Origin of the sequence: Sphingosinicella soli, assembly GCF_014199685.1 — a bacterium.
GTDB classification, from domain to species: domain Bacteria; phylum Pseudomonadota; class Alphaproteobacteria; order Sphingomonadales; family Sphingomonadaceae; genus Sphingosinicella; species Sphingosinicella soli.
Genome location: NZ_JACHNZ010000009.1, coordinates 48,265 through 69,209, shown reverse-complemented (window position 1 = coordinate 69,209; position 20,945 = coordinate 48,265). Strand labels below are relative to the sequence as shown.

Annotated in this window: 16 protein-coding genes; 10 read left to right on the top strand and 6 right to left on the bottom strand. The window is 64.0% G+C overall.

Annotated features, from left to right (window positions below):
* Window positions 1-80: 80 nt before the first annotated feature.
* The 6 genes from GGQ98_RS05310 (at window position 81) to GGQ98_RS05285 (ending at window position 8,680) form a co-directional block, all read left to right on the top strand.
* A complete protein-coding gene (locus GGQ98_RS05310) occupies window positions 81-554 on the top strand; it encodes an SspB family protein (RefSeq protein ID WP_184066210.1) in 474 nt (157 codons plus the stop codon).
* Entirely contained in the window at window positions 551-1,945 is a 1,395-nt protein-coding gene (gene fumC / locus GGQ98_RS05305) for a class II fumarate hydratase (protein WP_184066207.1), read from the top strand. Before GGQ98_RS05310 ends, fumC begins: the two co-directional genes overlap by 4 nt.
* A gap of 204 nt (window positions 1,946-2,149) precedes the next feature.
* Window positions 2,150-4,078 (top strand): flavin-containing monooxygenase, encoded by a 1,929-nt coding sequence (locus tag GGQ98_RS05300; protein WP_243451715.1) that lies wholly within the window; start codon window positions 2,150-2,152, stop codon window positions 4,076-4,078.
* Between the two features lie 111 nt (window positions 4,079-4,189).
* A complete protein-coding gene (locus tag GGQ98_RS05295; RefSeq protein WP_184066204.1) occupies window positions 4,190-6,454 on the top strand; it encodes a TonB-dependent receptor in 2,265 nt (754 codons plus the stop codon).
* A 70-nt stretch (window positions 6,455-6,524) separates the two neighbouring features.
* Complete coding sequence (locus GGQ98_RS05290; protein WP_184066201.1) at window positions 6,525-7,430, top strand: MBL fold metallo-hydrolase; 906 nt, start codon at window positions 6,525-6,527, stop codon at window positions 7,428-7,430.
* On the top strand, window positions 7,427-8,680 hold the full coding sequence (locus GGQ98_RS05285) for a cytochrome P450 (protein ID WP_184066198.1): 1,254 nt from the start codon (window positions 7,427-7,429) through the stop codon (window positions 8,678-8,680). The genes GGQ98_RS05290 and GGQ98_RS05285 overlap by 4 nt, the downstream gene beginning before the upstream one ends.
* A 72-nt stretch (window positions 8,681-8,752) precedes the next feature.
* Here GGQ98_RS05285 and GGQ98_RS05280 read toward each other — a convergent pair whose 3' ends face one another.
* Complete coding sequence (locus GGQ98_RS05280; RefSeq protein WP_341534144.1) at window positions 8,753-9,919, bottom strand: CaiB/BaiF CoA transferase family protein; 1,167 nt, start codon at window positions 9,917-9,919, stop codon at window positions 8,753-8,755.
* A 164-nt stretch (window positions 9,920-10,083) separates the two neighbouring features.
* Here GGQ98_RS05280 and GGQ98_RS05275 point away from each other — a divergent pair, with 164 nt between their 5' ends.
* From GGQ98_RS05275 to GGQ98_RS05260, 4 genes are all read left to right on the top strand, one after another.
* A complete protein-coding gene (locus GGQ98_RS05275) occupies window positions 10,084-11,253 on the top strand; it encodes an iron-containing alcohol dehydrogenase (RefSeq protein WP_184066196.1) in 1,170 nt (389 codons plus the stop codon).
* The gene (locus GGQ98_RS05270; protein WP_184066193.1) at window positions 11,250-11,918 is read left to right on the top strand and encodes a TetR/AcrR family transcriptional regulator; all 669 of its coding nucleotides are present in this window, start codon (window positions 11,250-11,252) and stop codon (window positions 11,916-11,918) included. Before GGQ98_RS05275 ends, GGQ98_RS05270 begins: the two co-directional genes overlap by 4 nt.
* Before the next feature lie 88 nt (window positions 11,919-12,006).
* Window positions 12,007-13,644: an AMP-binding protein gene (locus tag GGQ98_RS05265; protein ID WP_184066190.1), complete on the top strand. Its 1,638-nt coding sequence runs from the start codon at window positions 12,007-12,009 to the stop codon at window positions 13,642-13,644.
* Window positions 13,641-14,768 carry an LLM class flavin-dependent oxidoreductase gene (locus GGQ98_RS05260; RefSeq protein ID WP_184066188.1) on the top strand — a complete coding sequence of 376 codons (1,128 nt, stop codon included), beginning with the start codon at window positions 13,641-13,643 and terminating at the stop codon, window positions 14,766-14,768. Before GGQ98_RS05265 ends, GGQ98_RS05260 begins: the two co-directional genes overlap by 4 nt.
* Window positions 14,769-14,788: 20 nt before the next feature.
* Here the strand turns inward: GGQ98_RS05260 and GGQ98_RS05255 are convergent, their stop codons facing one another.
* The 5 genes from GGQ98_RS05255 to GGQ98_RS05235 form a co-directional block, all read right to left on the bottom strand.
* Complete coding sequence (locus tag GGQ98_RS05255; RefSeq protein ID WP_184066185.1) at window positions 14,789-14,974, bottom strand: YbdD/YjiX family protein; 186 nt, start codon at window positions 14,972-14,974, stop codon at window positions 14,789-14,791.
* Window positions 14,971-17,016: a carbon starvation CstA family protein gene (locus GGQ98_RS05250; RefSeq protein ID WP_184066182.1), complete on the bottom strand. Its 2,046-nt coding sequence runs from the start codon at window positions 17,014-17,016 to the stop codon at window positions 14,971-14,973. Before GGQ98_RS05250 ends, GGQ98_RS05255 begins: the two co-directional genes overlap by 4 nt.
* A gap of 74 nt (window positions 17,017-17,090) precedes the next feature.
* The gene (locus GGQ98_RS05245; protein WP_207791268.1) at window positions 17,091-18,176 is read right to left on the bottom strand and encodes a M14 family metallopeptidase; all 1,086 of its coding nucleotides are present in this window, start codon (window positions 18,174-18,176) and stop codon (window positions 17,091-17,093) included.
* Window positions 18,176-19,282, bottom strand: coding sequence for a helix-turn-helix transcriptional regulator (locus GGQ98_RS05240; RefSeq protein ID WP_184066179.1), 1,107 nt, complete (start codon window positions 19,280-19,282; stop codon window positions 18,176-18,178). The genes GGQ98_RS05245 and GGQ98_RS05240 overlap by 1 nt, the downstream gene beginning before the upstream one ends.
* Window positions 19,282-20,772, bottom strand: a complete 1,491-nt coding sequence (locus GGQ98_RS05235; RefSeq protein WP_184066176.1) for an aldehyde dehydrogenase family protein — start codon at window positions 20,770-20,772, stop codon at window positions 19,282-19,284. The genes GGQ98_RS05240 and GGQ98_RS05235 overlap by 1 nt, the downstream gene beginning before the upstream one ends.
* Window positions 20,773-20,945 lie beyond the last annotated feature (173 nt).

The window sequence follows — 20,945 nt, the reverse complement described above, 5'->3', positions numbered from 1 at the left end:
ACTTTCACGTTCCCGCAAGCTCGGGCTTGACCGCGCCGCGGCGCCGCGCCACCAAGTGCCCTTGTGACGAAGAGGGCCGCATGAACGCCGAAACTCCCGAAAGCCTGATCCCGTACGACGAGATCGTGCAGGATGCCCTGCGCGGCGTGGTGTACGGCGTTCTGAAGCGGGTGGAGGCCGATGGCGGCCTGCCCGGCAACCATCACTTCTACATCGCCTTCAAAACGACTGCGCCGGGGGTGGAAATCCCTGCGCACCTTCGCCAGCGTTATCCCGACGAGATGACGATCGTCATCCAGCACCGCTACTGGGATCTGAACATCGGCCGCGAGCACTTCGAAATCGGCCTCTCGTTCAACCAGGTGCCGACCAAACTTTCGATACCCTATTCGGCGATCACCGGCTTTCACGATCCCTCCGTCGAGTTCGCGCTGCAGTTCCCGACGCCCGACGGCGTCACGCCGCCCGCGCCGGAGCCCGAACCCGACGCGGCGCCGCCCGAGAGCGGCGACGGTTCGAACGTGGTGACGCTCGACGCCTTCCGGAAGAAATGACCGGCACGCGCCTGGAAACAGACAGTTTCGGGCCGATCGAGGTGCCCGCGTCCGCCTACTGGGGCGCGCAGACGCAGCGCTCCATCGGCAATTTCCCCATCGGCGGCGAGCGCATGCCCGTGCCGCTGGTGCGCGCACTCGGGCTCATCAAGCAGGCCGCAGCCTTCGTGAACGCCGAACTCGGCGCGCTCGACAACAATCTCGCCCCCGCGATCATGGAGGCCGCCGCCGAGGTCGCGGCAGGCACGCGCGACGATCAGTTTCCGCTCGTCGTCTGGCAGACCGGCTCCGGCACGCAGAGCAACATGAACGCCAACGAGGTCATTGCCGGCCGCGCCAACGAGATTCTCACGGGCACGCGCGGCGGCAAGGTGCCGATCCACCCCAACGATCACGTCAACGCCTCGCAAAGCTCCAACGACACGTTCCCCACCGCGATGCACGTTGCCGCCGCGCGCGAGGTGAACGAACGCCTGATCCCGGCGCTTGCGCACCTGCAGGCGGCGCTCGCGGCGAAGGCGGAGGCGTTCGCCGATATCGTGAAGATCGGCCGCACGCATCTTCAGGATGCGACACCGGTCACGCTGGGGCAGGAATTTTCCGGCTACGCGCAGCAGCTGACAGACGGCATCGCGCGCGTGGAGGCGGTGCTGCCGCGGCTCTACCGGCTGGCGCAGGGCGGCACGGCGGTCGGCACCGGGCTCAACAGCCCGGAAGGGTTCGCGCAGGCCGTTGCAAAGGAACTCGCGCGGCTTTCGGGGCTGCCCTTCGAGCCTGCGCCCAACAGGTTCGAAGCGCTCGCCACGCACGATACGATGGTGGAGCTGTCGGGCGCGCTCAACGTGCTTGCGGTCAGCCTCAACAAGATCGCCAGCGACATCCGCCTGCTCGGCTCGGGCCCGCGTTCGGGGCTCGGCGAGCTTGCACTCCCGGAAAACGAGCCCGGCAGCTCGATCATGCCGGGAAAGGTCAACCCCACGCAGGCCGAGGCGCTGACGATGGTTGCCGCGCAGGTGATGGGCAATCACGTCGCCGTCACGGTGGGCGGCGCGCAGGGGCATCTGGAGCTGAACGTCTTCAAGCCCGTGATCGCGTACAACGTGCTGCAGTCCATTCGCCTCATCGCCGACGCGTCCGTCAGCTTCGCCGATCGCTGCGTGGCCGGGATCGAACCGAACCGCGACCGCATCGCCGATCTCGTCGATCGCTCGCTGATGCTGGTGACGGCGCTCGCGCCGGAGATCGGCTACGACAATGCCGCCGCCATCGCCAAGCACGCGCACACGCACGGGCTGACCCTGCTGGAAGCCGCAACAGCGCTCGGCCTCATCGACGAAAAACGCTTCCGCGCCCTCGTCCGCCCCGAAACGATGCTCGCCCCGGGCCGGTAGGCAAGTTCTCCAACAATCGACGGTTGCCGACGCCTTGAAGGTGCGCGGCGCACCCGGTTCATTCGGGGCAAGATTATACTGTAAAGTATATAATTTTACACGTGCGGCCGTCCGCCTCGTGTTCAGCATTGACACATTGTTATACTCAAGAGTAGATAAAATCATGTGCGGGATCGTGGTGCCGTGCAGTGGGAGAACGCGAGATTGGAAAAGATCACCGACAGGCCTTCAGCGGACACAGCCGTCGATCTCGTCCGGCTTCGCGCGGGCGTCGATCAAGGCAATATTCCGTCGCTCCTCATGTGCCTTTACCAGATGACAGGAGAGGCGAAGTGGCTGGCTGAGCCGTTTGTGCCGAGGCGTGGCAAGGGTCTCGACGATAATGATTCGGCCGGGCTGCCTGAAGACATTCAACAGCAGATTCGGGATGCCGCCTACGATGCGATAGTCGGGTGGTTGAACGGGCGGGACTTCGTCTTGCCGCGTCCGGGAAATGCCGAACTCGCGCGCATGCTGAGCATTGCGATGGTCGAAGATGTTCCGCCCGAATATGGTGACGTCGTCGCTTCGGCGATGCGGCTGGAAGACGAAATGCCGGCGCCCGTGCCGCCGAGGCCGCTGAGCGCGATTGTCATCGGCGCGGGCGTATCGGGAATATGCGCGGCGATCAATCTCGCTGCGATGGGCATAGACTGCCGGATCTTCGAAAAAAACACGCAGTTCGGCGGCACATGGTGGGAAAACCGGTATCCCGGCTGCGGCGTCGACACGCCGAACCTCACTTACACATTTTCATTTCGCGGCGCCGACTGGTCCAAGTATTTTCCGCTTCGCGACGAGATTTCGTCCTATCTCGTCGATACGGCGCGGGAGCACGGCCTCGAAGGCCGCGTCAGTTTCGAAACGTCGGTGCAGAAAGCTGAATGGATCGAAAGCGAGAACCGCTGGAAGGTCACCGTCACCAACAAGGGCGGGCAGACCGAATATCACCACGCGGACATCATCTTCAGCGCCGTGGGCATTCTGAACACGCCGCTCGTTCCGAAGATTCCGGGGCTGGAGGGGTTCACGGGCCGCGTGGTTCACACGTCGGACTGGCCGGAAGATCTGGATGTATCGGGCAAGCGCGTCGCGGTGGTCGGCAATGGCGCGTCGGCCATGCAGGTGGTCCCCGCCATCGCCGGGAGCGTCGCGGAACTCACGATTTTTGCGCGCTCGAAGCAGTGGGCCGCGCCGTTTCCGCAGTTCAGGAAGCCGGTTCCGGAGGGGGTGCGCTATCTCCTTCAGGTCGTGCCGCTCTACAGGGCGTGGTACGAACAGCGGCTGTCGTGGACGTTCAACGACAGGGTGCACGGAACGCTGTTCAGAGACCCCGATTGGCACGATCCCGCGCGTGCGGTGAACGCGATCAACGACGGTCACCGCGAGTATTTCACCCGCTATGTGATGGATGAGCTTGGCGACCGGCAGGATCTGCTCCCGCATGTTCTGCCCGATTATCCACCGTTCGCGAAGCGCATGCTGCTCGACAACGGCTGGTATCGCACGCTTCGGCGGGACAATGTCCGTCTGATCCCCGAGCGGCTTGCCGAAATTCAGGGAGACAGGCTCGTCGCAGACAGCGGCGAAGGTGTTTCAGCAGATATCCTGATCCTTGCAACGGGATTCCAGGCCGCGAACGTCCTCGGCTCCTACGAGGTTGTGGGGCGCGGCGGGCGCGTGCTCAGCGATTTTTGGGACGGCGACAATGCCGCCGCCTATCTTGGTACGGTTGTCGCCGGCTTTCCGAACTTCTTCATTCTGCTCGGCCCCAATGTCGGGGCGGGTCACGGCGGCAGCATGATCCGGTCGATCGAAAACCAGACACATTATGCGCTGCGCATCGTCGAGGAGATGATCCGGCAGAACGCGGCCGCAGTTGAAGTGAAGGAGCAGGTCTACGCGGACTATTCGGATCGGGTGGACGCGGCCCACGAAAAGCTGGTGTGGACGCATCCCGGCACGGAAAACTGGTATCGCAACACGCGCGGGCGCATCGTTGCGATCACACCGTGGCGGAACGATGCCTTCTGGCGCATGACGCGAAAGGCCGATCCCGCCGACTTTCTGTTCAAGCACACTGTAAATTCCTGACCAACAAGTGCGTACCAGTCAGTATGGCAGATCGAAAGTTTCTTGCTTAAAAAACTACTCGCAAGTATATTCATTGCGGAATAAGTCATAAACAATCGGGGAGGTGCTGAAATGCGACGGAACTCTTGTGTTTTTGCGTTTGGGGTCGGCCTTCTGGCGACGGCATCGTTTTCCGGCATGGCCTGGGCGCAGCAAGCTGCCGACACGGACGGCGCAGACGCCGCGCAGGGCGCCGAAATCGTTATCACCGCCACACGCCAGAACACGTCGCTTGCCGACACTGCTGCGGCCGTATCCGCCATTTCCTCGCAGGATCTCGGCCCGGGCGGCATCCAGGATATCGGCGACCTGCAGTCGTCGGTTCCCAATGTCTCGATCGGCGACCAGTTCGGCGTGAACCGCACCTTCATTCGCGGCATCGGCATGACAAGCATCGATCTTGGTGCCGACGGTGCCGTCGCGTTCCTTCAGGACGGCGCCATGATCTCGCGGCCGGCGGCGCAGCTGGCGGGCTTCTATGACCTTGCGCAGATCGAGGTGCTGCGCGGCCCGCAGGGCACGCTCTACGGGCGCGGCGCCACCGGCGGTGCGATCAATCTCGTAACCGCGAAGCCGACGGAAGACTTCTCGGGCTACATTCGTGGCACATACGCAAATTACGATGCCGTAACGCTGGAAGGTGCCGTCGGCGGACCGATCGTGGCGGACAAGCTGCTCTTCAGGGTCGCGGGCAAAAAGGAAACGCGCAACGGCTTCGGCAAAAACCTGTTCACGGGCTCCGACGTCGATGACCGCGATGCCTTTGCCGTGCGCGGTATCCTCGAAGCGCGCCTGTCTTCCGAACTCACCGCCTCGCTGATCGTCGAGCATTATGAGGAAGACGACAACAATTATGCCTTCCATTATTTCGGCCCGACGATCGTTCCGGCCGAGGGGCTTCCGCACAAGCTGCTGGGCGGCGAAACGATCTTCGATTATTATACCGCGCGCGGCGAAAAGCCGAACCTGCGCAACGTATATTCCGATGAAGACCCCATAAACATCCGCAATGGCGAGAATTACACGGCCCTCGTCGAATGGGATTCGGGCAATTTCAATTTCAAGTCGATCACCGCCTACCGCGATTTCTACCGGTTCAACAGGACCGACCTCGATGTGTCCGATGTCTGGATGTTCGGCCAGAACAATTATATCGAAGACGCCAGCTCGTTCAGCCAGGAAGTGCTTCTGAACTACAAGAGCGGCGGGCTCGATATCCTTGCCGGCGCCATGTATTTCGAAGAAGAGTTGTACGGCGAGGTCAAGGTTCCCACCATCAATCTCGGCCTTCTGTTCGGCCTGCCCGCTGATACGTTTAACGACGGCAATTATTTCCAGCGCGGCACGGTGGATACAAAGTCCTACGGCGTCTTCGCGCAGGCCGCGTTCGACCTGACCCCGCAGCTGCGCGTCACGGCCGGCGCGCGCTACAGCTACGAGCGGCGCAAGGGTGTCGGGCGATTCAGCTTCGAAGCCGCCGGAATCGACATTCCCACTGATAGGTCAAAGGGTTGGGGAGCGATCACACCAAAACTGCTCGTGGAATGGCGTCCGGGCGATGAGACGCTGATCTACGGCACCGTCACCCGCGGCTTCAAATCCGGCGTCATCAATGTGGGCAGCGCGAACTCGGTCATCGATCCCGAATTCGTGTGGAATTACGAGGCGGGCTTCAAGCAGCAGCTTGCAGACAATCGGCTTCTGCTCAGCGGCGCCGTGTTCTATTACGATTACACCGATCTGCAGGTCGGCTTCGTGAATGCGCAGAGCATTGTCGAAACGATCAATGCCGGTGCGGCGAAGAACTATGGCGCGGAGCTTGAACTGAGCGGCCGCGTGAACGAAAATCTCACGCTCAATGCCTATGCCGCCTATCTGAATGCCAAGTTCCAGGATTTCTGCAACGGCTACTACGGCGCTGCGGTCAGCCGTCCGGGCATTTCCTACGATGCATGTCCGTCCGATCCTGCGCTTGCGGATCTCGACGGCAAGCGCCTGCCGAACGCGCCGAAGTTCTCGTTCGGTGCCGGATTCGATTATACCGTCGAGGTCGGTTCGGGCGACCTGACGCTCGGGGCAGACATGAGCTATCAAAGCAAGGTCTACTTCACCGAGTTCAACAACAGCGATGCCGAGCAGAGCGGATACGCGCTCATCAACGCAAACCTCACCTACAAGCACGAAAGCGGGCTGTCCGCGAGCCTGTGGGCGCGCAACCTTACCGACAAGTTCGCCATTTCGAACAATATCGTGACAGCGCCGACATTCGCGCTGGTGCGCGTCGGTTCGGTGATCCCGCCGCGCACTTACGGGTTCACGCTCGGCTACACGTTCTGATCGCGTCAGCGTGGTCCGGGTGCCGGAGGCTCCGGCTCCCGGCACCCGGAAAGCATCTGAGGTGCAGGGAATGGACAGGTTTCGCGTAGGGGACATGACGCTCCACCGCATCGAGGAGTGGCAGGGCGGTTTCGCGCCGCCCTCGAAGATGTTTCGGGGCTTCGAGGAGTCGCGCTGGCAACCGCATGAACATGAACTCGTGCCGGATTATCACCAGGCCGAAACCGGGTTGATCTACGGCTTCCTGCAAAGCTGGCTGATCGATACGGGAACCGAAAAAATCCTGTTCGATACCGGCGCGGGCAATGACAAGGAACGGCCGGGCATTCCGATCTTCGGGGGGCTGCAGACCGATTTCCTGAGCCGGCTTCGGGCGGCGGGTTTTGAACCGGGCGATATCGACACGGTTGTGTGTTCGCATCTGCATATCGATCACGTTGGCTGGAACACGGTTCGCGACGAGGGAGGCTGGAAGGCGACGTTCCCCAATGCGCGCTATGTCCTGCCGCTCGGCGATCGCGCCTGCTGGGATCCCGAAGATGAGACCGCCGAACCTTCCGCCGTGGGCAAGGCGGTGAATGCCGGCGTGTTTGAAGACAGTGTCCGGCCGCTGATCGATCAGGATCGTGTCGTGTGGGCGGAGAGCGGCTTCGAAGTCCGGCCCGGTATCGATCTGTTCGCGGTGGCTGGGCACACGCCGGGGCACCTCGCCATGCGCGTTCTGGCGAAGGATGATGCGGCGTTGTTCGTTGGCGATGTGCTTCACCACCCCATTCAGATTCACAACCCGGATTGGAACAGCCAGTTCTGCGAGGATCAGGATACGGCGCGTGAAAGCCGTTATTCGGTGTTGCAGGAAGCGGCGCAGCGCGGCGCGCTTCTGGTGCCCGCGCATTTCGGCGGCGTTCATGCCGTTCGCATCGCTCGGGAAGCAGGAAGGTTCAGGCCCATTTATCACCCGGAAAGACTTTCATGACGGCGGATGCCGCACCCGAGCGCTGGCTTCGCGATTTCGCGATGGATCCCGGCGATGCTGATCTGCTTGCCGATCCCTATCGCGCCTTCGCCATCTTGCGCGAGCGCGATCCCGTGCATTGGTCGGGGCATGGTTACTGGGTGGTCACGCGCTACGATGATATCCGCGCGATCGTTATGGACCGTCAGAATTTCGGCCAGGGCGATTTCGAACGCAACATCCGGCTTCTCTACGGTGATGATTTCGATGTTCTCTCGCATCCCGCCTATCGGTGGCTTGCCGACGTCTTCGTGTTTCAGGATCCCCCCAGGCATACGCGGCTTCGCGGGCTGGTCACGCAGGCGCTCACGGCGCGCCGCGTCCAGTCCATGCGCCCGCGAATCCAGGAAATCACCGATCGCCTGATCGACAATGTCATCGCAAACGGGCGCATGGAGTTCATCCATGAATTCGCCTACAAGCTGCCCACTGCGGTCATGTGCGACATGCTTGGTATCGATGCGGATGAAGCCGACGACGATCTGCTCGCCGCGCTCAACAAGGCGATACAAGACAGTTTCCTCGTTCTGGAAATGCGGCCGCTTCCTGAAGCCGATCTGAAACGTGCCAACGATCAGATCCTGTTCCTCGAACGCTTCTTCAAAACCATATTCGATCGCAGGCGCAGCGCGCCTCGCGATGATCTCGCAACGGCGCTGCTCAATGCGCGCGACGGCGGAAGCGGGCTCACCGAGTGGGAAATGACCACGGTCGCGATCGCCTTGTTCGGCGCGGGGTTCGAAACCACGGCTCACATGCTCGGAAACGGGCTTTTCACTCTGCACCGGCATCCCGAACAGTGGGAAAAGCTTGTGAACGATCCGGCGCTCGCGCTTTCGGCGTCGGAAGAAATTCTGCGTTTCGAAAGTTCGCTGACCATGACCTATCGCAAGGCCTTTGCCGATACGGTGCTCGGCGGGCACACGATCGCCGCGGGCCAGCGCGTCATGGCGATGCTTGGCGCGGGCAATCGCGATCCCCGAGTTTTTTCCGATCCCGATGTGTTCGATATTACACGCGATGGGCCCCGGCATCTGACCTTCGGCGGCGGTATTCATTTCTGCGTGGGCGCGGAGCTGGCGCGGCTTGAAGGCGAAATCGGGCTCGCAACGCTTGCGCGGCGCCTGCCGAATGTGCGCGTGGAAACACGCGATCCGCACTGGCGCGGGGTTCACTTCCGGGGGCTGACCGAGCTTCAGCTCAGCTGGTAGGGTATCCCGCGGAAAAGTGAGGGCCGGTTTCTGCGCGAAAAAGATGTCCCCGCTCGGCTTGCTTGCCGGCAATCATTCAACCACAAGGACACCGCGAGACACGAGAGCCTCGATTTCCGCCTCCGCGATGCCCCATGCGCTCAGCGCGTCGCGGCCGCCTTCGCCCGGCAATGTCGGCGGGCGCCTGATCTGCGCGGGTGTGCGCGAGAAGCGCGGCGCAGGGTTGGGCTGCGCGTCGCCGCTGTGCGTAAAGACATCGCGCGCGGTGTTCGCGGGGTGGGTGATGGCCTCGTCCTGCGTCAGCACGGGTGAAACACAGGCGTCGAACGGCTCGAATGCAGCAACCCAGTCGTCGCGCGTCCGCGTTTTGAACAGGGTTTCCAGTTGCTTTGTTCGTGCGGGCCAGAATGCCCTGTTCATGTGGTCGGGGAAGTCTTCGAGGTCGAGGCCCAGCCCCGCGATCAGCGCGGCGTGGAACTGGGGTTCGATCGCACCGACAGCCACATAGCCGGCCGCAGTTTCATAGCATCTGTAGAAATAGGCGCCGCCGTCGAGAAGGTTTGCGGATCGCTCGGAGGACCAGAACCCCATGGCCCGCCAGGCGTAAAGCTGGGTCAGCAGCAGGGCCGCGCCGTCGATCATGGCAGCGTCGACGATCTGGCCGCGTCCACTGGATTGCCGCTCCACGAGTGCCGCCAGAATGCCGGAAACCATCAGCATGCCGCCGCCGCCGAAATCGCCCACGACGTTGAGCGGCGGCGGCGGCGGTGCGTCCGCGCTGCCCATCATGTGCAGCCCGCCGGTCAGCGCGACATAATTGATGTCGTGTCCGGCCTTGTGCGCCAGCGGGCCGGTTTGCCCCCATCCCGTCATCCGCGCATAGATCAGCCGGGGGTTGAGCGCGAAAGCCACGTCCGGACCGAGCTGGAGCCGTTCCATGACACCGGGCCGATAGCCTTCGAGCAGGATGTCCGCCTCGCCGATCAACTGTTTCGCGAGCGCAAGTCCCTCGGGCGATTTTATATCGAGCGCGATCGAGCTTCGGCTGCGGCACAGAAAGTCCTGGCGGCCATCGCCCGGAGAGAGGCCGGGCTGGCCTTTTCGATCGATGCGAAGTACGTCCGCGCCATAATCGGCGAGCAGCATTGCGGCAAAGGGTGTCGGGCCGAGGCCGGCAAATTCCACGATGCGGATGCCGGACAGGGGCCCTGCATCGCGCTTGTCGTTCCGCACATCCACGACTGCGTACTCCCCAAAAGGATCCGAAAGGCTGCTCGTCCACGCCTACTCATGAGTATAATATTAGTCAAGGTCCGGATCGTCGCCGACGCGCGCGTGGGGCTTGAATATACTGGACAGTAGAAATTTGTTGTGTCAGCATCAGCGGAAATATGGAGGATGACATGGCTGGAACGACAATGGGGTTCACGTCGACCGAGCGCGTGATTATCGGTCGGCCCGCTGCGGAGGCGATCGCCGAGCAGGCCGCGCTTCTGGGCGCGGAGCGTGTGTTCATCCTGGCCGGAACGACGCTTGCCGATACAACCGACGCCGTGCGGAACGTCGAGGCGGCGCTCGGGAACCGTCATGCGGCGACGTGGACCGGCATCCAGCCGCACGCGCCCAGGTCGGGCGTGCTGGCGGGTGCGAACGCGGCGCGCGCTGCAGGCGCCGATCTTATCGTCACGATCGGCGGCGGATCGGTCACCGACGCGGGCAAGATCATCGCGCTGCTGCTGAAGCACGACGTGCGGACCGTCGAGGCGTTCGAGCCACTCAGAACCTATGTCACCGACGACGGCCAGGTCATCAATCCCATCACCGTAGGCCCTGATGTTCGGGTGATCTGCGTACCGACGACGCTTTCGGGCGGCGAGTTCAACGCTCTGTCAGGCGCGACCGACGAGGCGCTGATGCACAAGCAGGGGTACGAGCACCGTAACATGGCCCCCGTCGCGGTTGTTCTGGATCCCGAACTGACCCTGCACACACCCGAATGGCTGTGGTTCTCGACCGGCGTGCGGTCGGTCGATCACGCCGTCGAAACGCTGGCGTCCTACGAGTCCAATGATTTCGCCGATGGCCTTGCAGACAGCGCGCTGCGTCTCCTTGTCGAGGGGCTGAGCCGCGTGAGGCAGGATTTCGGGGACATCGAGGGGCGCCTGAAGTGTCAAGTCGGCGCCTGGCAGTCGATGATCTCGATCATCGGCGGGGTGCCGATGGGGGCGAGCCACGCGATCGGGCACATCCTCGGCGGCACCTGCGATGTGCCGCACGGCTACACGTCTTGCGTCATGTCTCCGTATGTTCTGGCGTGGAATGCTGAATATGATGCCGCTCGGCAAAAGCGTATCAGCGCCTGCCTCGGCGAACCCGACAGCACGGCCTCGGACGCGCTCGACAGGTTCATCCGCAAGCTCGGCATGCCGCGCACGCTCTCTGAAGTCGGTGTCGGTGAAGACCGCTTCCAACAGGTTGCTGAATATACCATGCTTGATATCTGGGGGCGGACCAATCCACGTCCGGTACGGTCGCCAGCCGATATACTGGAGATCCTGAGAAGGGCTGCATGAAGAAAGCAACGCGAAGCAAACCGACCGAAGCCGTTCCGGCGACCGTCTCGCGTCAGACGCGGCCGCGCGGTCGGCGCATGTCGAAACCCGATGTCGTCGCCCTGAAGCGGCAGGGCATCCTTGAGGTTGCGAGCCGCCTGTTCCACGAAAAGGGTTACGAGATCGCGACGCTCGACATGGTGGCCGACGAGCTTAACGTCACCAAGCCGTATCTCTATACCTACTACAAGAACAAGGCGGAGATACTGGCGTCGGTCTGCGCTGTCGGTGTCACGGAATCGCTGGATGCGCTCGACCGCGCTGCGGCGGCGCCGGGCAATTCGGTCGAGCAGCTTCGGGTCGCGCTGAGGGAAGTGGCTGCGATCATCATCGATCGCATGGAATATATCGTCGTCTACCAGCGCGAGATGAAGAACCTCACAAATATCGATGCCCAGCAGATCCTGCGCCTGAGGCATGAGTTCGATCTCAGGATCGCGCGCCTGGTCGAGCAGTGCCGCGCCGACGGGCTCGTCACCCTGCACGATGCCGCAGCGATGTCGGTGTGGATGGGCGGCCTGCTGTCCTGGATTCCGAACTGCTACTGGCGCGGGAGCCGTCGCCGGAGGAGCGATGTCATCGAGCAGGTGGTCCATGCCTGCATGCGCTTGATCGGCCTCGACTGAGGTCAGGGCCCGCGCGGGTGATGCGTGCACATCGGCCGGAGCTGTCTCGGGCCGCAACGACGAGCATTGTACGAGGGGAGTTTTTGCGATGGCTGACGGCAAGGGCGCCGCGCGCGATTTTCACGATCCGCGCATTCCCGACAGGAACCAGTGTGTCCTGCGTTATCTGGTTGATCGGTGGGCGGTGGAGCGCCCGGCAAAAACCCATGTGATCTTCGAGGACGGAGAGGAATGGAGCTTCCTCGATCTGCGCAGGCGCGTGATCGAGAAGGCGGCCGGTCTACAGAAGCTCGGCATCCGGCAGGGCGATCATGTCGCGCTGTGGCTTCCAAACGGGCCGGATGCCTTGCTGGCGTTCTACGCGATCAATTATATCGGCGCCGTTTTCGTGCCGTTCAACACGGCCTACCGGGGCGCCCTGCTGGCGCATGTCGTCGCGAATTCCGGCGCCCGGGTTATTATCGTTCACCCAGAACTCGCGCCGAGGCTTTCGGAAATCGAAAACGCGGGTCTCACGCACGCGGTGCTCACGACCCGGCTTGAAGTGCCGGATTTCGGTCTTTCCACGTCGCGTTTCGAGGATCTCTCGGGCACCGAGGCCGAACTGCTTCCGCTCGATCGGCCGATCGATCCGTGGGATATCCAGTCTATCATCTACACCTCGGGTACCACCGGCCCTTCGAAGGGCGTGCTGTCGTCGTATCTCCACATGTTCTCCAACGCCGGGCCCGAAAGCTGGCCGATGGTGACGCAGGACGACCGCTACATGACCGTCGCGCCCATCTTCCACATCGGCGGCATGGGCCCGCCGTTCGTCATGCTCGCGCGCGGCGCGTCGGTCGCGGTGGTGAACAGCTATTCGACGGACACGTTCTGGGATGTCGTGCGCAAAACGGAAACGACCGTGGTTTTCCTGCTCGGCGTGATGGCGACGTTTCTCATCAAACAGCCCCCTTCGGACCGCGACCGCGATCACAAGGTGAAGCTGGCCTTCATGGTGCCGTTCACCGATGATGCGCCGGCGTTCAAGGCGCGCTTCGGCATCGATATCTACACGATTTTCAACATGACGGAGATTTCCTCTCCGATCGTGTCGGAAGCAAACCCGGTGAAGCGGGGCACCTGCGGCCGCCCGCGCCCCGGCGTCGATGTCCGCCTTGTCGATCGCAACGATTGCGAGGTTCCCGTCGGCGAAGTCGGCGAGATGATCGTGCGTACCGATCGGCCCTGGGGCATGAACAGCGGCTACAATGCCAATCCGGTCGCAACGGCGGAGGCGTGGCGCAACGGCTGGTTCCATACCGGCGATGCCTTCCGCATGGACGAGGACGGCTATTTCTATTTCGTCGACCGGATGAAGGATGCCATCCGCCGCCGCGGCGAAAACATCTCGTCTTTCGAGGTCGAGGCAGAGGTCTGCGCCTATGCTGCCGTGCGCGAGTGCGCGGCCATCGGCGTGCCGAGCGAATATTCCGAAGACGAGGTCATGGTGGTTGTGGCGCCCGTTCCCGGCGCCACCCTCGATATGGTCGCGCTGACAGAATTTCTTGTCGCCCGCATGCCCTATTTCATGGTGCCGCGCTACATACGGGTGATGAGCGAGTTGCCCAAGACGCCGTCAGCGAAAGTCCTGAAGGGGGATCTCCGGAAAGAGGGCGTGACGGTGGACACCTGGGATCGCGAAAAGGCGGGCATGCGCGTTCGCCGCGAGTCTCTGACGCAATGACCGCGCACACAGCGCATCCCGTCTATTCGGCAAACCGCCTCAAGCTCGGTGTCTTCTGCGCCAACACCATGCCGGCGCTGACGACGGTGCCGGAGCTTTTCTCCCCGAACTGGACCGAATGTCTGCGGATCGCGCAGATGGCGGACGACGCCGGGCTTGAAGCGATCGTGCCCATCGCGCGGTGGAAGGGCTATGTCGATGGCGACTTTCACCATGCCTCGCACGATGTCATCGAACCGTTCACCTATGCCGCCGCGATCGCGCAGGCCACGCGCCGTATCGGCGTTTTCGCCACCACGCATGCGCCCACCGTGCACCCGCTGATCGTCGCGAAACAGGCCGCGACGATCGACGCCATTTCCGGCGGGCGCTTCGGCATGAACGTGGTCGGCGGCTGGAACCGCCGCGAATTCGAGATGTTCGGAATCGAAATGCTCGGCCATGAGGAGCGTTATCAATATCTCGCCGAATGGTTGGCGCTGATCCGTCGCCTCTGGTCTGAAACGCGTGAGTTCGATTTCGAAAGCCGCTGGTTCTCCATGAAGGGCGCGCTCTCGCGCCCGCAGCCGATCCGGGGCGACGGCGTGCCGATCATGAACGCCGGTTTTTCCGACACGGGCATGCGTTTTGCCGCGCGCCATTCGAACATGGGCCTCATCGGCATTTTCGGTGAAAGTACGGATCAGTGGCAGGCTCAGGTCGCGAAATACAAGGCGCTCGCGCGCGATGAATTCGGGCGGGATATTCAGGTCTGGACGAATGCTCAGCTCGTGCTGAAAGATACGGACAGGGAAGCCGCGGACTATCTGCGCCACTATTCCGAAGACCGCGCCGATCACGCGGCGATCGACGGGTTCATTTCCACGTTGGCACGCGAAAACAACGTGGCGGAGGATTCGGATCAGATGCGCTTCATGCGCCGCACGGTGGCGCTCGGCTCGGGGATGCCCGTTGTCGGTGATGCGGAGGCAGTTGCCGCAAAACTCGCGAGCATGGCCGCCGCCGGTATCGATGGCGTTATTTTCAGCGCGATCGACTATGTCGATGCCCTGCACCGGCTTGCGCGCGATGTCCTGCCGCGCCTTGTCGCGTCGGGGGTCAGGGAACGCGACCGGGCCATGTGATGGTGATGCCGGCGGCGCGTTCAGCAGCAGCGGCCGCCGTTCCTGCCTCCGTACCGGGCTTCCTGTCGGTTGCGGAAGAACTCGGCCTCGTTCATCGGTTTCTGATCCGGGTGACGCGCGGTCATGTGGCTCAGATAGGCGTCATAGCTGGGCAGGCCGACCATCAGGTGCGCGGTCTCGCGCAGGCGTGCGAGGAAGCCGGTCATTCGGCGGGCACCGCAGATGGAGGGATTTCGCGCGCGGTGGGTTCGTTGCTGCGCCGCGCCGCGATGCACGTCTTCACCGCGAAGTAGAGCAGCGCGAGGACCACCGCGAGGAACAGCGCGCAGAGCGCGGCATCGATGCGGTCGTTGAAGATGATGCGGTTCATCTCCGCCATGGATTTCGCGGGCGCAAGCACCTCGCCGCGTGCGGCGGCTTCCGAAAATACCGCGGCGTGCGACAGGAAGCCGATTTTGGGATCGGGTGAGAACAGCTTCAGCGAACCCGCGCTGATCGTGCAGATCAGCAGCCATGCGGTGGGCACCGCCGTCACCCACGCATAGCGCTCCCGCTTCATGCGGAACAGCACGGCGGTGCAGAACATCAGCGCCATCGCCGCCAGCATCTGGTTCGATATGCCGAACACCGGCCACAGCGTGTTGACGCCGCCGAGCGGATCGGTGACGCCCTGATAGAGGAAGAAGCCCCAGCCCGAAACGCAGAGCCCCGTGGCGATAAGGCCCGGCAGCAGCGCCTTCGTGTCGCGAAAGCGCGGCGCGGCAAGGCCGATCAGATCCTGGATCATGAAGCGCCCGGCGCGCGTTCCGGCATCGACGGCGGTGAGGATGAACAGCGCCTCGAACAGGATCGCGAAATGATACCAGAAGGCCTTCATGCCCGGCCCGCCGATCACGTGGCTGAAGATTTCCGCCATCGCGACGGCAAGCGTCGGTGCGCCGCCCGTGCGCGAGATGATCGTCGTTTCGCCAACGTCCTTCGCGGCCTGCGTCAGCGCGTCGGCCGTGATCGGGAAGCCCATGTTGGTCACGGCGGCGGCGGCGCTTGCCGCGTCCGGGCCGAGCACGGCGGCGGGGCTGTTCATGGCAAAGTAGATGCCCGGATCGAGGATGGATGCGCCCACGAGCGCCATGATCGCAACGAACGCCTCCATCAGCATCGCGCCGTAGCCGATCAGCGGCGCGTGCGCTTCGTTTGCGATCAGTTTCGGCGTCGTGCCGCTGGCGATCAGTGCGTGGAAGCCGGAAACCGCGCCGCAGGCGATGGTGATGAACAGGAACGGAAACAGCGTTCCCGACCACACCGGCCCGCTGCCGTCCACGAACTGCGTCAGCGCGGGCATGCGCAGCGGCGGCGCCATGATGACGATGCAGACGGCGAGCGCGGCGATCGCGCCGATCTTCAGGAAGGTGGAAAGATAGTCGCGCGGCGCGAGCAGCAGCCACACCGGCAGCACGGACGCGACCGCGCCGTAGCCGATCAGCAGCCAGCAGAGCTGCTCGGGCGTGAAGGTGAAAAACGGGCCCCACACTGGCGATGCCGCGATCTGCTGACCGTAGATGATCGCGAGGATAAGCCCCACGAAGCCGATCAGCGACACCTCGCCCACGCGCCCCGGCCGGATCCAGCGCGTATAGACGCCCATCGCCATCGCAAGCGGCACGGTCGCGGCCACGGTGAACATGCCCCACGGGCTTTCGGCGAGCGCCTTCACGACGATCAGCGCCAGCACGGCGAGCAGGATGATCATGATCATCAGCGTGCCGAACAGCGCGATCGTGCCTGCAACCGCGCCCATTTCCATGCGCACGAGTTCGCCGAGCGAACGCCCGTCGCGGCGCATCGAGATGAACAGCACCATGAAGTCCTGCACCGCGCCCGCCACGACGACGCCCGCGAGAATCCACAGCGTGCCGGGCAGATAGCCCATCTGCGCGGCGAGCACCGGCCCCACGAGCGGCCCCGCGCCCGCGATCGCGGCGAAGTGATGCCCGAAGAGAACGGTCTTTTCGGTCGCCACATAGTCGAGCCCGTCGGCGCGGCGCACCGCAGGCGTTGGCCGGCCGGGGTCGAGCCGCATCACATGCTTGGCGATGTAGAGCGCGTAATAGCGGTAGGCGACGATGAACAGGCAGACCGCCGCCGTCACGATCCACAGCGCGTTGATCGGCTCCCCCCGCTGCGTCGCGATCACTGCCAGTGCAAACGCGCCCGTCAGCGCAAATACGATCCACGGCAAATGACGCATCTTACCTCCCCGCCACACTCTGTTTGCGCGTGCATCTCATCTTTGCGCGCGCTGCGCCAGAGGCAGAAAAGGGGTCAGTCGGCGGACAGTCCGGCGAGCGCCTGCCGTACGGCAAGCAGCGACTGGCCCGCGACCATGCCCTTCCAGTCGTCGGCGTCACCGTAGAAGGCGTTCCGGATCGCGTCCTTGATCGGTTTCGCGTCGGGGGAGGCCGGGTCGCCGTGCGCGTGGAGACGGCAATCCGCCTGCAGCGCGGCAAGGATATGGTCGGTGGGATGCGTGCCGACCTCGATCGCCATGCTCGTCACGTCCGCGCCGGGCAGCAGCGCGGGGGCGGCGCTCAGCCCGTCGCCTTCGATCCGCACGGATGCGGACTGGCCGTCCGCGACCGAAGCGAGCGCGGCGCCGTACCAGCGCGCCGCGCGGCGGAAACCGTCGCTCTCCCGCGCGCTCACGATGATCTGCTCGGCAAAGCCCCAGGGGCCGAGGCCCGTGTGGTAATCGATGATGCCGATCTTGGCGGCGTTCGCCAGATAGTGCGTCAGGATCGCGCTCTGCGTGGTGCGCGACCAGCTCGGCGCGGTGCCGCCGTAGAACAGCCCGTCGGCGTGCGTATATTGTCCGCCCATCATCGCCGCGCGCATGGCGAGCGCGCCGTGCGCGTCGGCGTAGCGCGTGGTCGCAAGCGCCGATGCCGCCTGCGCGGCGTCGTCCCACACCGGCGGGCAGATCGCGGAATGCAGCAGGTCGTAGCCGGGGTTGGCGGGCAGGGGCTTCGAAAAATCGATCCAGTTGCGGTTGAGGTCGATGTTCTCGTGCGTCACGCGGCGCAGCCAGGCGAACCCGTAGGGGTTCACCGCATGGATCATCAGGATGCCGACGCCCTCGGGGCGGCGCGCAGTCTCGCCGCGCCGCAGCAGATCGACCTGCGCGCCCGAGCCGCAGAAACCCTCGACGCCGTGCGTGCCGGAAATCAGCACCAGCACGCGCTCGGCGCCCTCGACGCCGAACGCCGCGACGTCGGTGAAAACCTCGCCGCCGTCCGGTCCGCGCTCGGGGTGCGTGATGGTTTCAAGCGATCCGCCTGCCGCCTGGGCGTCCTCAAGAAATTTGGCGCGCGCGCCGCGATAATCGGCGCTGAAACTGTCGGCGGAATTCATCAGTTCAGCCGCGCGCGTGCCAGACGCGGCGAATAGCCGAACGTGCGTTTGAAGGCGGTGGCGAAGTTGCTGGGATGCTCGTAGCCTGCGTTGAACGCCACCTCGGTGATCGAGGCGTCGGTATCGCAGAGCTGCCGCCGCGCATTGTCCATGCGCACGCGCTGGCGGTAGGTCGAGATGGTCGTGCCCGTCACCTGCTTGAAGCATTCCATCATCTGCGTTTCGTTCCACGCCAGATGGCGGCACAGGTCGGCGATCGAGTAAGATGCCTGCGTGTCGTCGCCCAGGATCCGGCAAAGCTCCTCGATCTTGCGCCGGTCGCGCGGACGCACCGTCTCGGTCGTTCGCGAGCTGCCCAGAATCTGCTTGATCGCGAAACACAGCAGCTCCAGCGCTTTCGCTTCCATCATCAGATTGCCCAGCGCCCCGGTATCGGGCGGGCTCAGGATGTCCTCCACGATGGGCCGCATCTGCGGGTGCATCGGCAGGCTGTCGTAGGTGAAGTGCGAAGCCCGGGCGCGCAGGAAATCGGCGATCGAAGCGGGCAGGTCCGGCGTACCGGGCGAAAGCAGCCCCGATACGAAGTCCTTGCTGCAGATCATCGTGATCGAACGCTCGTGGCTCTCCCCCACGATGCGTTCGTATTTCACGCTGTCGGTGGGCTGCACCAGAAACGACATCAGCCCCGGCAGCACCGGCACATCTTCTTCCTGCTCGCTGCCGATGACGCTCGTGCCGTCCAGCTTGAAGTGCAGCTTGAGGTATTCGCCGCACTCGTGATGGTAGACGCACTGCTCGGCATAGCGGAGGTCTGAAAGCACCAGCGAGAACCCCGGCCGGATCGTCAAGCCGTTGTACCAGCCGCGCACGGTTTCGGTTTCGGGCTGCAGCAGGAACGCCTTGCCGACCGGCCCCGGCCTGCTTTCGATACGAGCCTTCATGGCTTCGACGACGGACTGGAGCGTGGGATCGAAGCCGGTCCCGGCGGTGTCGAGGCTGTTGTTCAACGCGCGCGTCCCCGAAAAATGCAGGTTCCCGACTATACGTTTGCCCGTCGGCGTGTCCAGAGAGCCGCCCTTTTCCGCAAGCGCGTGTCGCGCGAGCATCAGCTTACGAACTCGACGGATTTGAAACGGCAGTACGATCGCAGCCCTTCCATGCCGCCCTCCACGCCGAAGCCGGAGGCGCCCCACGGCTCGGCGCTCAGCGCAAAGCCCGAGTGCTCTCCCGCCGCGGCACTGGCGCGCACGGTCACGCGCCCGGCGCGGAGCGCTCGCGCCGCCTCGTGCGAGCGCCGGGCGTCGCGCGTCCAGATGCTGGCGGCAAGGCCGTAGCGGGTGTCGTTGGCGATCGCGAGCGCTTCGCCAAAATCGCGGAAACGCATCACCGAAAGCACGGGCCCGAACACTTCCTCGCACGCGACGGTCATGTCGGCGCGCACGTCCGTCAGGATCGTGGGCGCGGTCGATGTCTCGCCCCACGGCCCGCCGTTGAACGCGACGGTCGCGCCTTCGGTGCGGGCGTGGGCGACGAAATTGCGGATCTTCTCGAGTTGCCCGCGCGTGGCGATCGTCCCGAAATTGGTCGCGGGATCGAGCGGATCGCCGGGCACAAGCCGCGCGGCCGCCGCGATCACGGCGTCGACCAGCCGGTCGTGGAAGCTGTCCTCCACGATCAGGCGCGTTTTCGCGGCGCACCACTGGCCCTGGTTCCAGAAGGCGTCGTGCGCGACCCGCGCGGCGACGGCGTCCAGATCGTCCGCCATGTCCGCGCAGACCAGCTGCGGCGACTTGCCCCCGCATTCGAGCAGCAGCGGCTTGCCGTTCGATTGCCCTGCGTAGGTCATGAACAGGCGGCCGGTCGCGGTGGAGCCGGTGAAGCTGATGAAGTCGATGTCGCCGTGGCGTCCGATCGCCTGCCCGACTGTAGGCCCAAGTCCCGGCACCACATTGAACACGCCGCCCGGCAGGTCTGCTTCCGATGCGATCTCGGCGAGCCGCAGCGCCGAGGTCGAGGCGATCTCGGAGGGTTTCAGGACGACGCTGTTGCCCGCCGCGAGCGCGGGCGCGGCCTTCAGCGCCGCGTTGATGAGCGGGAAGTTCCAGGGCACGATGGCGCCGACGACGCCGCGCGGCTCCAGCAGCCCGAGCGACAGCGTGATGCTGTCCGAAGGGGCGACCGCGCCGTAAAGTTTGTCGGTCGCTTCCCCGTAATAGCGGAAGAAGCCGGACGCGAAGGCGATCTCGGCGCGCGCGGCGGAAATCGCCTTGCCCATTTCCAGCGAGTCCATCAGCGCCAGATCGTCGGCGTTCGCCTCGATCAGCTCGGCGATGCGCAGCAGCACAGCCTTGCGCTGCAGCGGCGTCGATTTCGCCCAGCGCCCGTCCTCGAAGGCGCGGCGTGCGGCGGCAACCGCGCGGTCGACATCGTCGTCTGCGCCCACGGAAAGCGTGCAGACCGCGCCGTTCGTCGCGGGATTGATCGATTCAAAATGCGCGTCTGCGGCGGAATCGACGAAACGGCCGTCGATGAAGGGGCGGACGGGCACGCTGAGCGCGGCGGCGCGGGCGTGCCAGTCGATAGGGGGCGTGGTCATGGCGTCCTGCTCTTTGTGCTGTTTCCCCGAGCATGAAAGATGTTGCGTTTCCGCGCTTTTGCGGCACCGCGAAAAATCTGTGAGCGCGCGGCAATCTGCATTGCGGCAGGCCGGGTTCGGGGCGGCGCAAACAAAGTTCGGGAAAATGGAAAGGACGTTGCTGCGCCCCCGTT

What these genes read in the sequence shown, in the direction of transcription:
- GGQ98_RS05260 (WP_184066188.1), top strand. Translation starts at nt 13,641, where the DNA reads ATGACCGCGCACACAGCGCATCCCGTCTATTCGGCAAACCGCCTCAAG.
- GGQ98_RS05255 (WP_184066185.1), bottom strand. Translation starts at nt 14,974, where the DNA reads ATGACCGGCTTCCTCGCACGCCTGCGCGAGACCGCGCACCTGATGGTC.
- GGQ98_RS05275 (WP_184066196.1), top strand. Translation starts at nt 10,084, where the DNA reads ATGGCTGGAACGACAATGGGGTTCACGTCGACCGAGCGCGTGATTATC.
- GGQ98_RS05265 (WP_184066190.1), top strand. Translation starts at nt 12,007, where the DNA reads ATGGCTGACGGCAAGGGCGCCGCGCGCGATTTTCACGATCCGCGCATT.
- GGQ98_RS05250 (WP_184066182.1), bottom strand. Translation starts at nt 17,016, where the DNA reads ATGCGTCATTTGCCGTGGATCGTATTTGCGCTGACGGGCGCGTTTGCA.
- GGQ98_RS05285 (WP_184066198.1), top strand. Translation starts at nt 7,427, where the DNA reads ATGACGGCGGATGCCGCACCCGAGCGCTGGCTTCGCGATTTCGCGATG.
- GGQ98_RS05235 (WP_184066176.1), bottom strand. Translation starts at nt 20,772, where the DNA reads ATGACCACGCCCCCTATCGACTGGCACGCCCGCGCCGCCGCGCTCAGC.
- GGQ98_RS05270 (WP_184066193.1), top strand. Translation starts at nt 11,250, where the DNA reads ATGAAGAAAGCAACGCGAAGCAAACCGACCGAAGCCGTTCCGGCGACC.
- GGQ98_RS05310 (WP_184066210.1), top strand. Translation starts at nt 81, where the DNA reads ATGAACGCCGAAACTCCCGAAAGCCTGATCCCGTACGACGAGATCGTG.
- GGQ98_RS05245 (WP_207791268.1), bottom strand. Translation starts at nt 18,176, where the DNA reads ATGAATTCCGCCGACAGTTTCAGCGCCGATTATCGCGGCGCGCGCGCC.
- fumC (WP_184066207.1), top strand. Translation starts at nt 551, where the DNA reads ATGACCGGCACGCGCCTGGAAACAGACAGTTTCGGGCCGATCGAGGTG.
- GGQ98_RS05295 (WP_184066204.1), top strand. Translation starts at nt 4,190, where the DNA reads ATGCGACGGAACTCTTGTGTTTTTGCGTTTGGGGTCGGCCTTCTGGCG.
- GGQ98_RS05240 (WP_184066179.1), bottom strand. Translation starts at nt 19,282, where the DNA reads ATGCTCGCGCGACACGCGCTTGCGGAAAAGGGCGGCTCTCTGGACACG.
- GGQ98_RS05290 (WP_184066201.1), top strand. Translation starts at nt 6,525, where the DNA reads ATGGACAGGTTTCGCGTAGGGGACATGACGCTCCACCGCATCGAGGAG.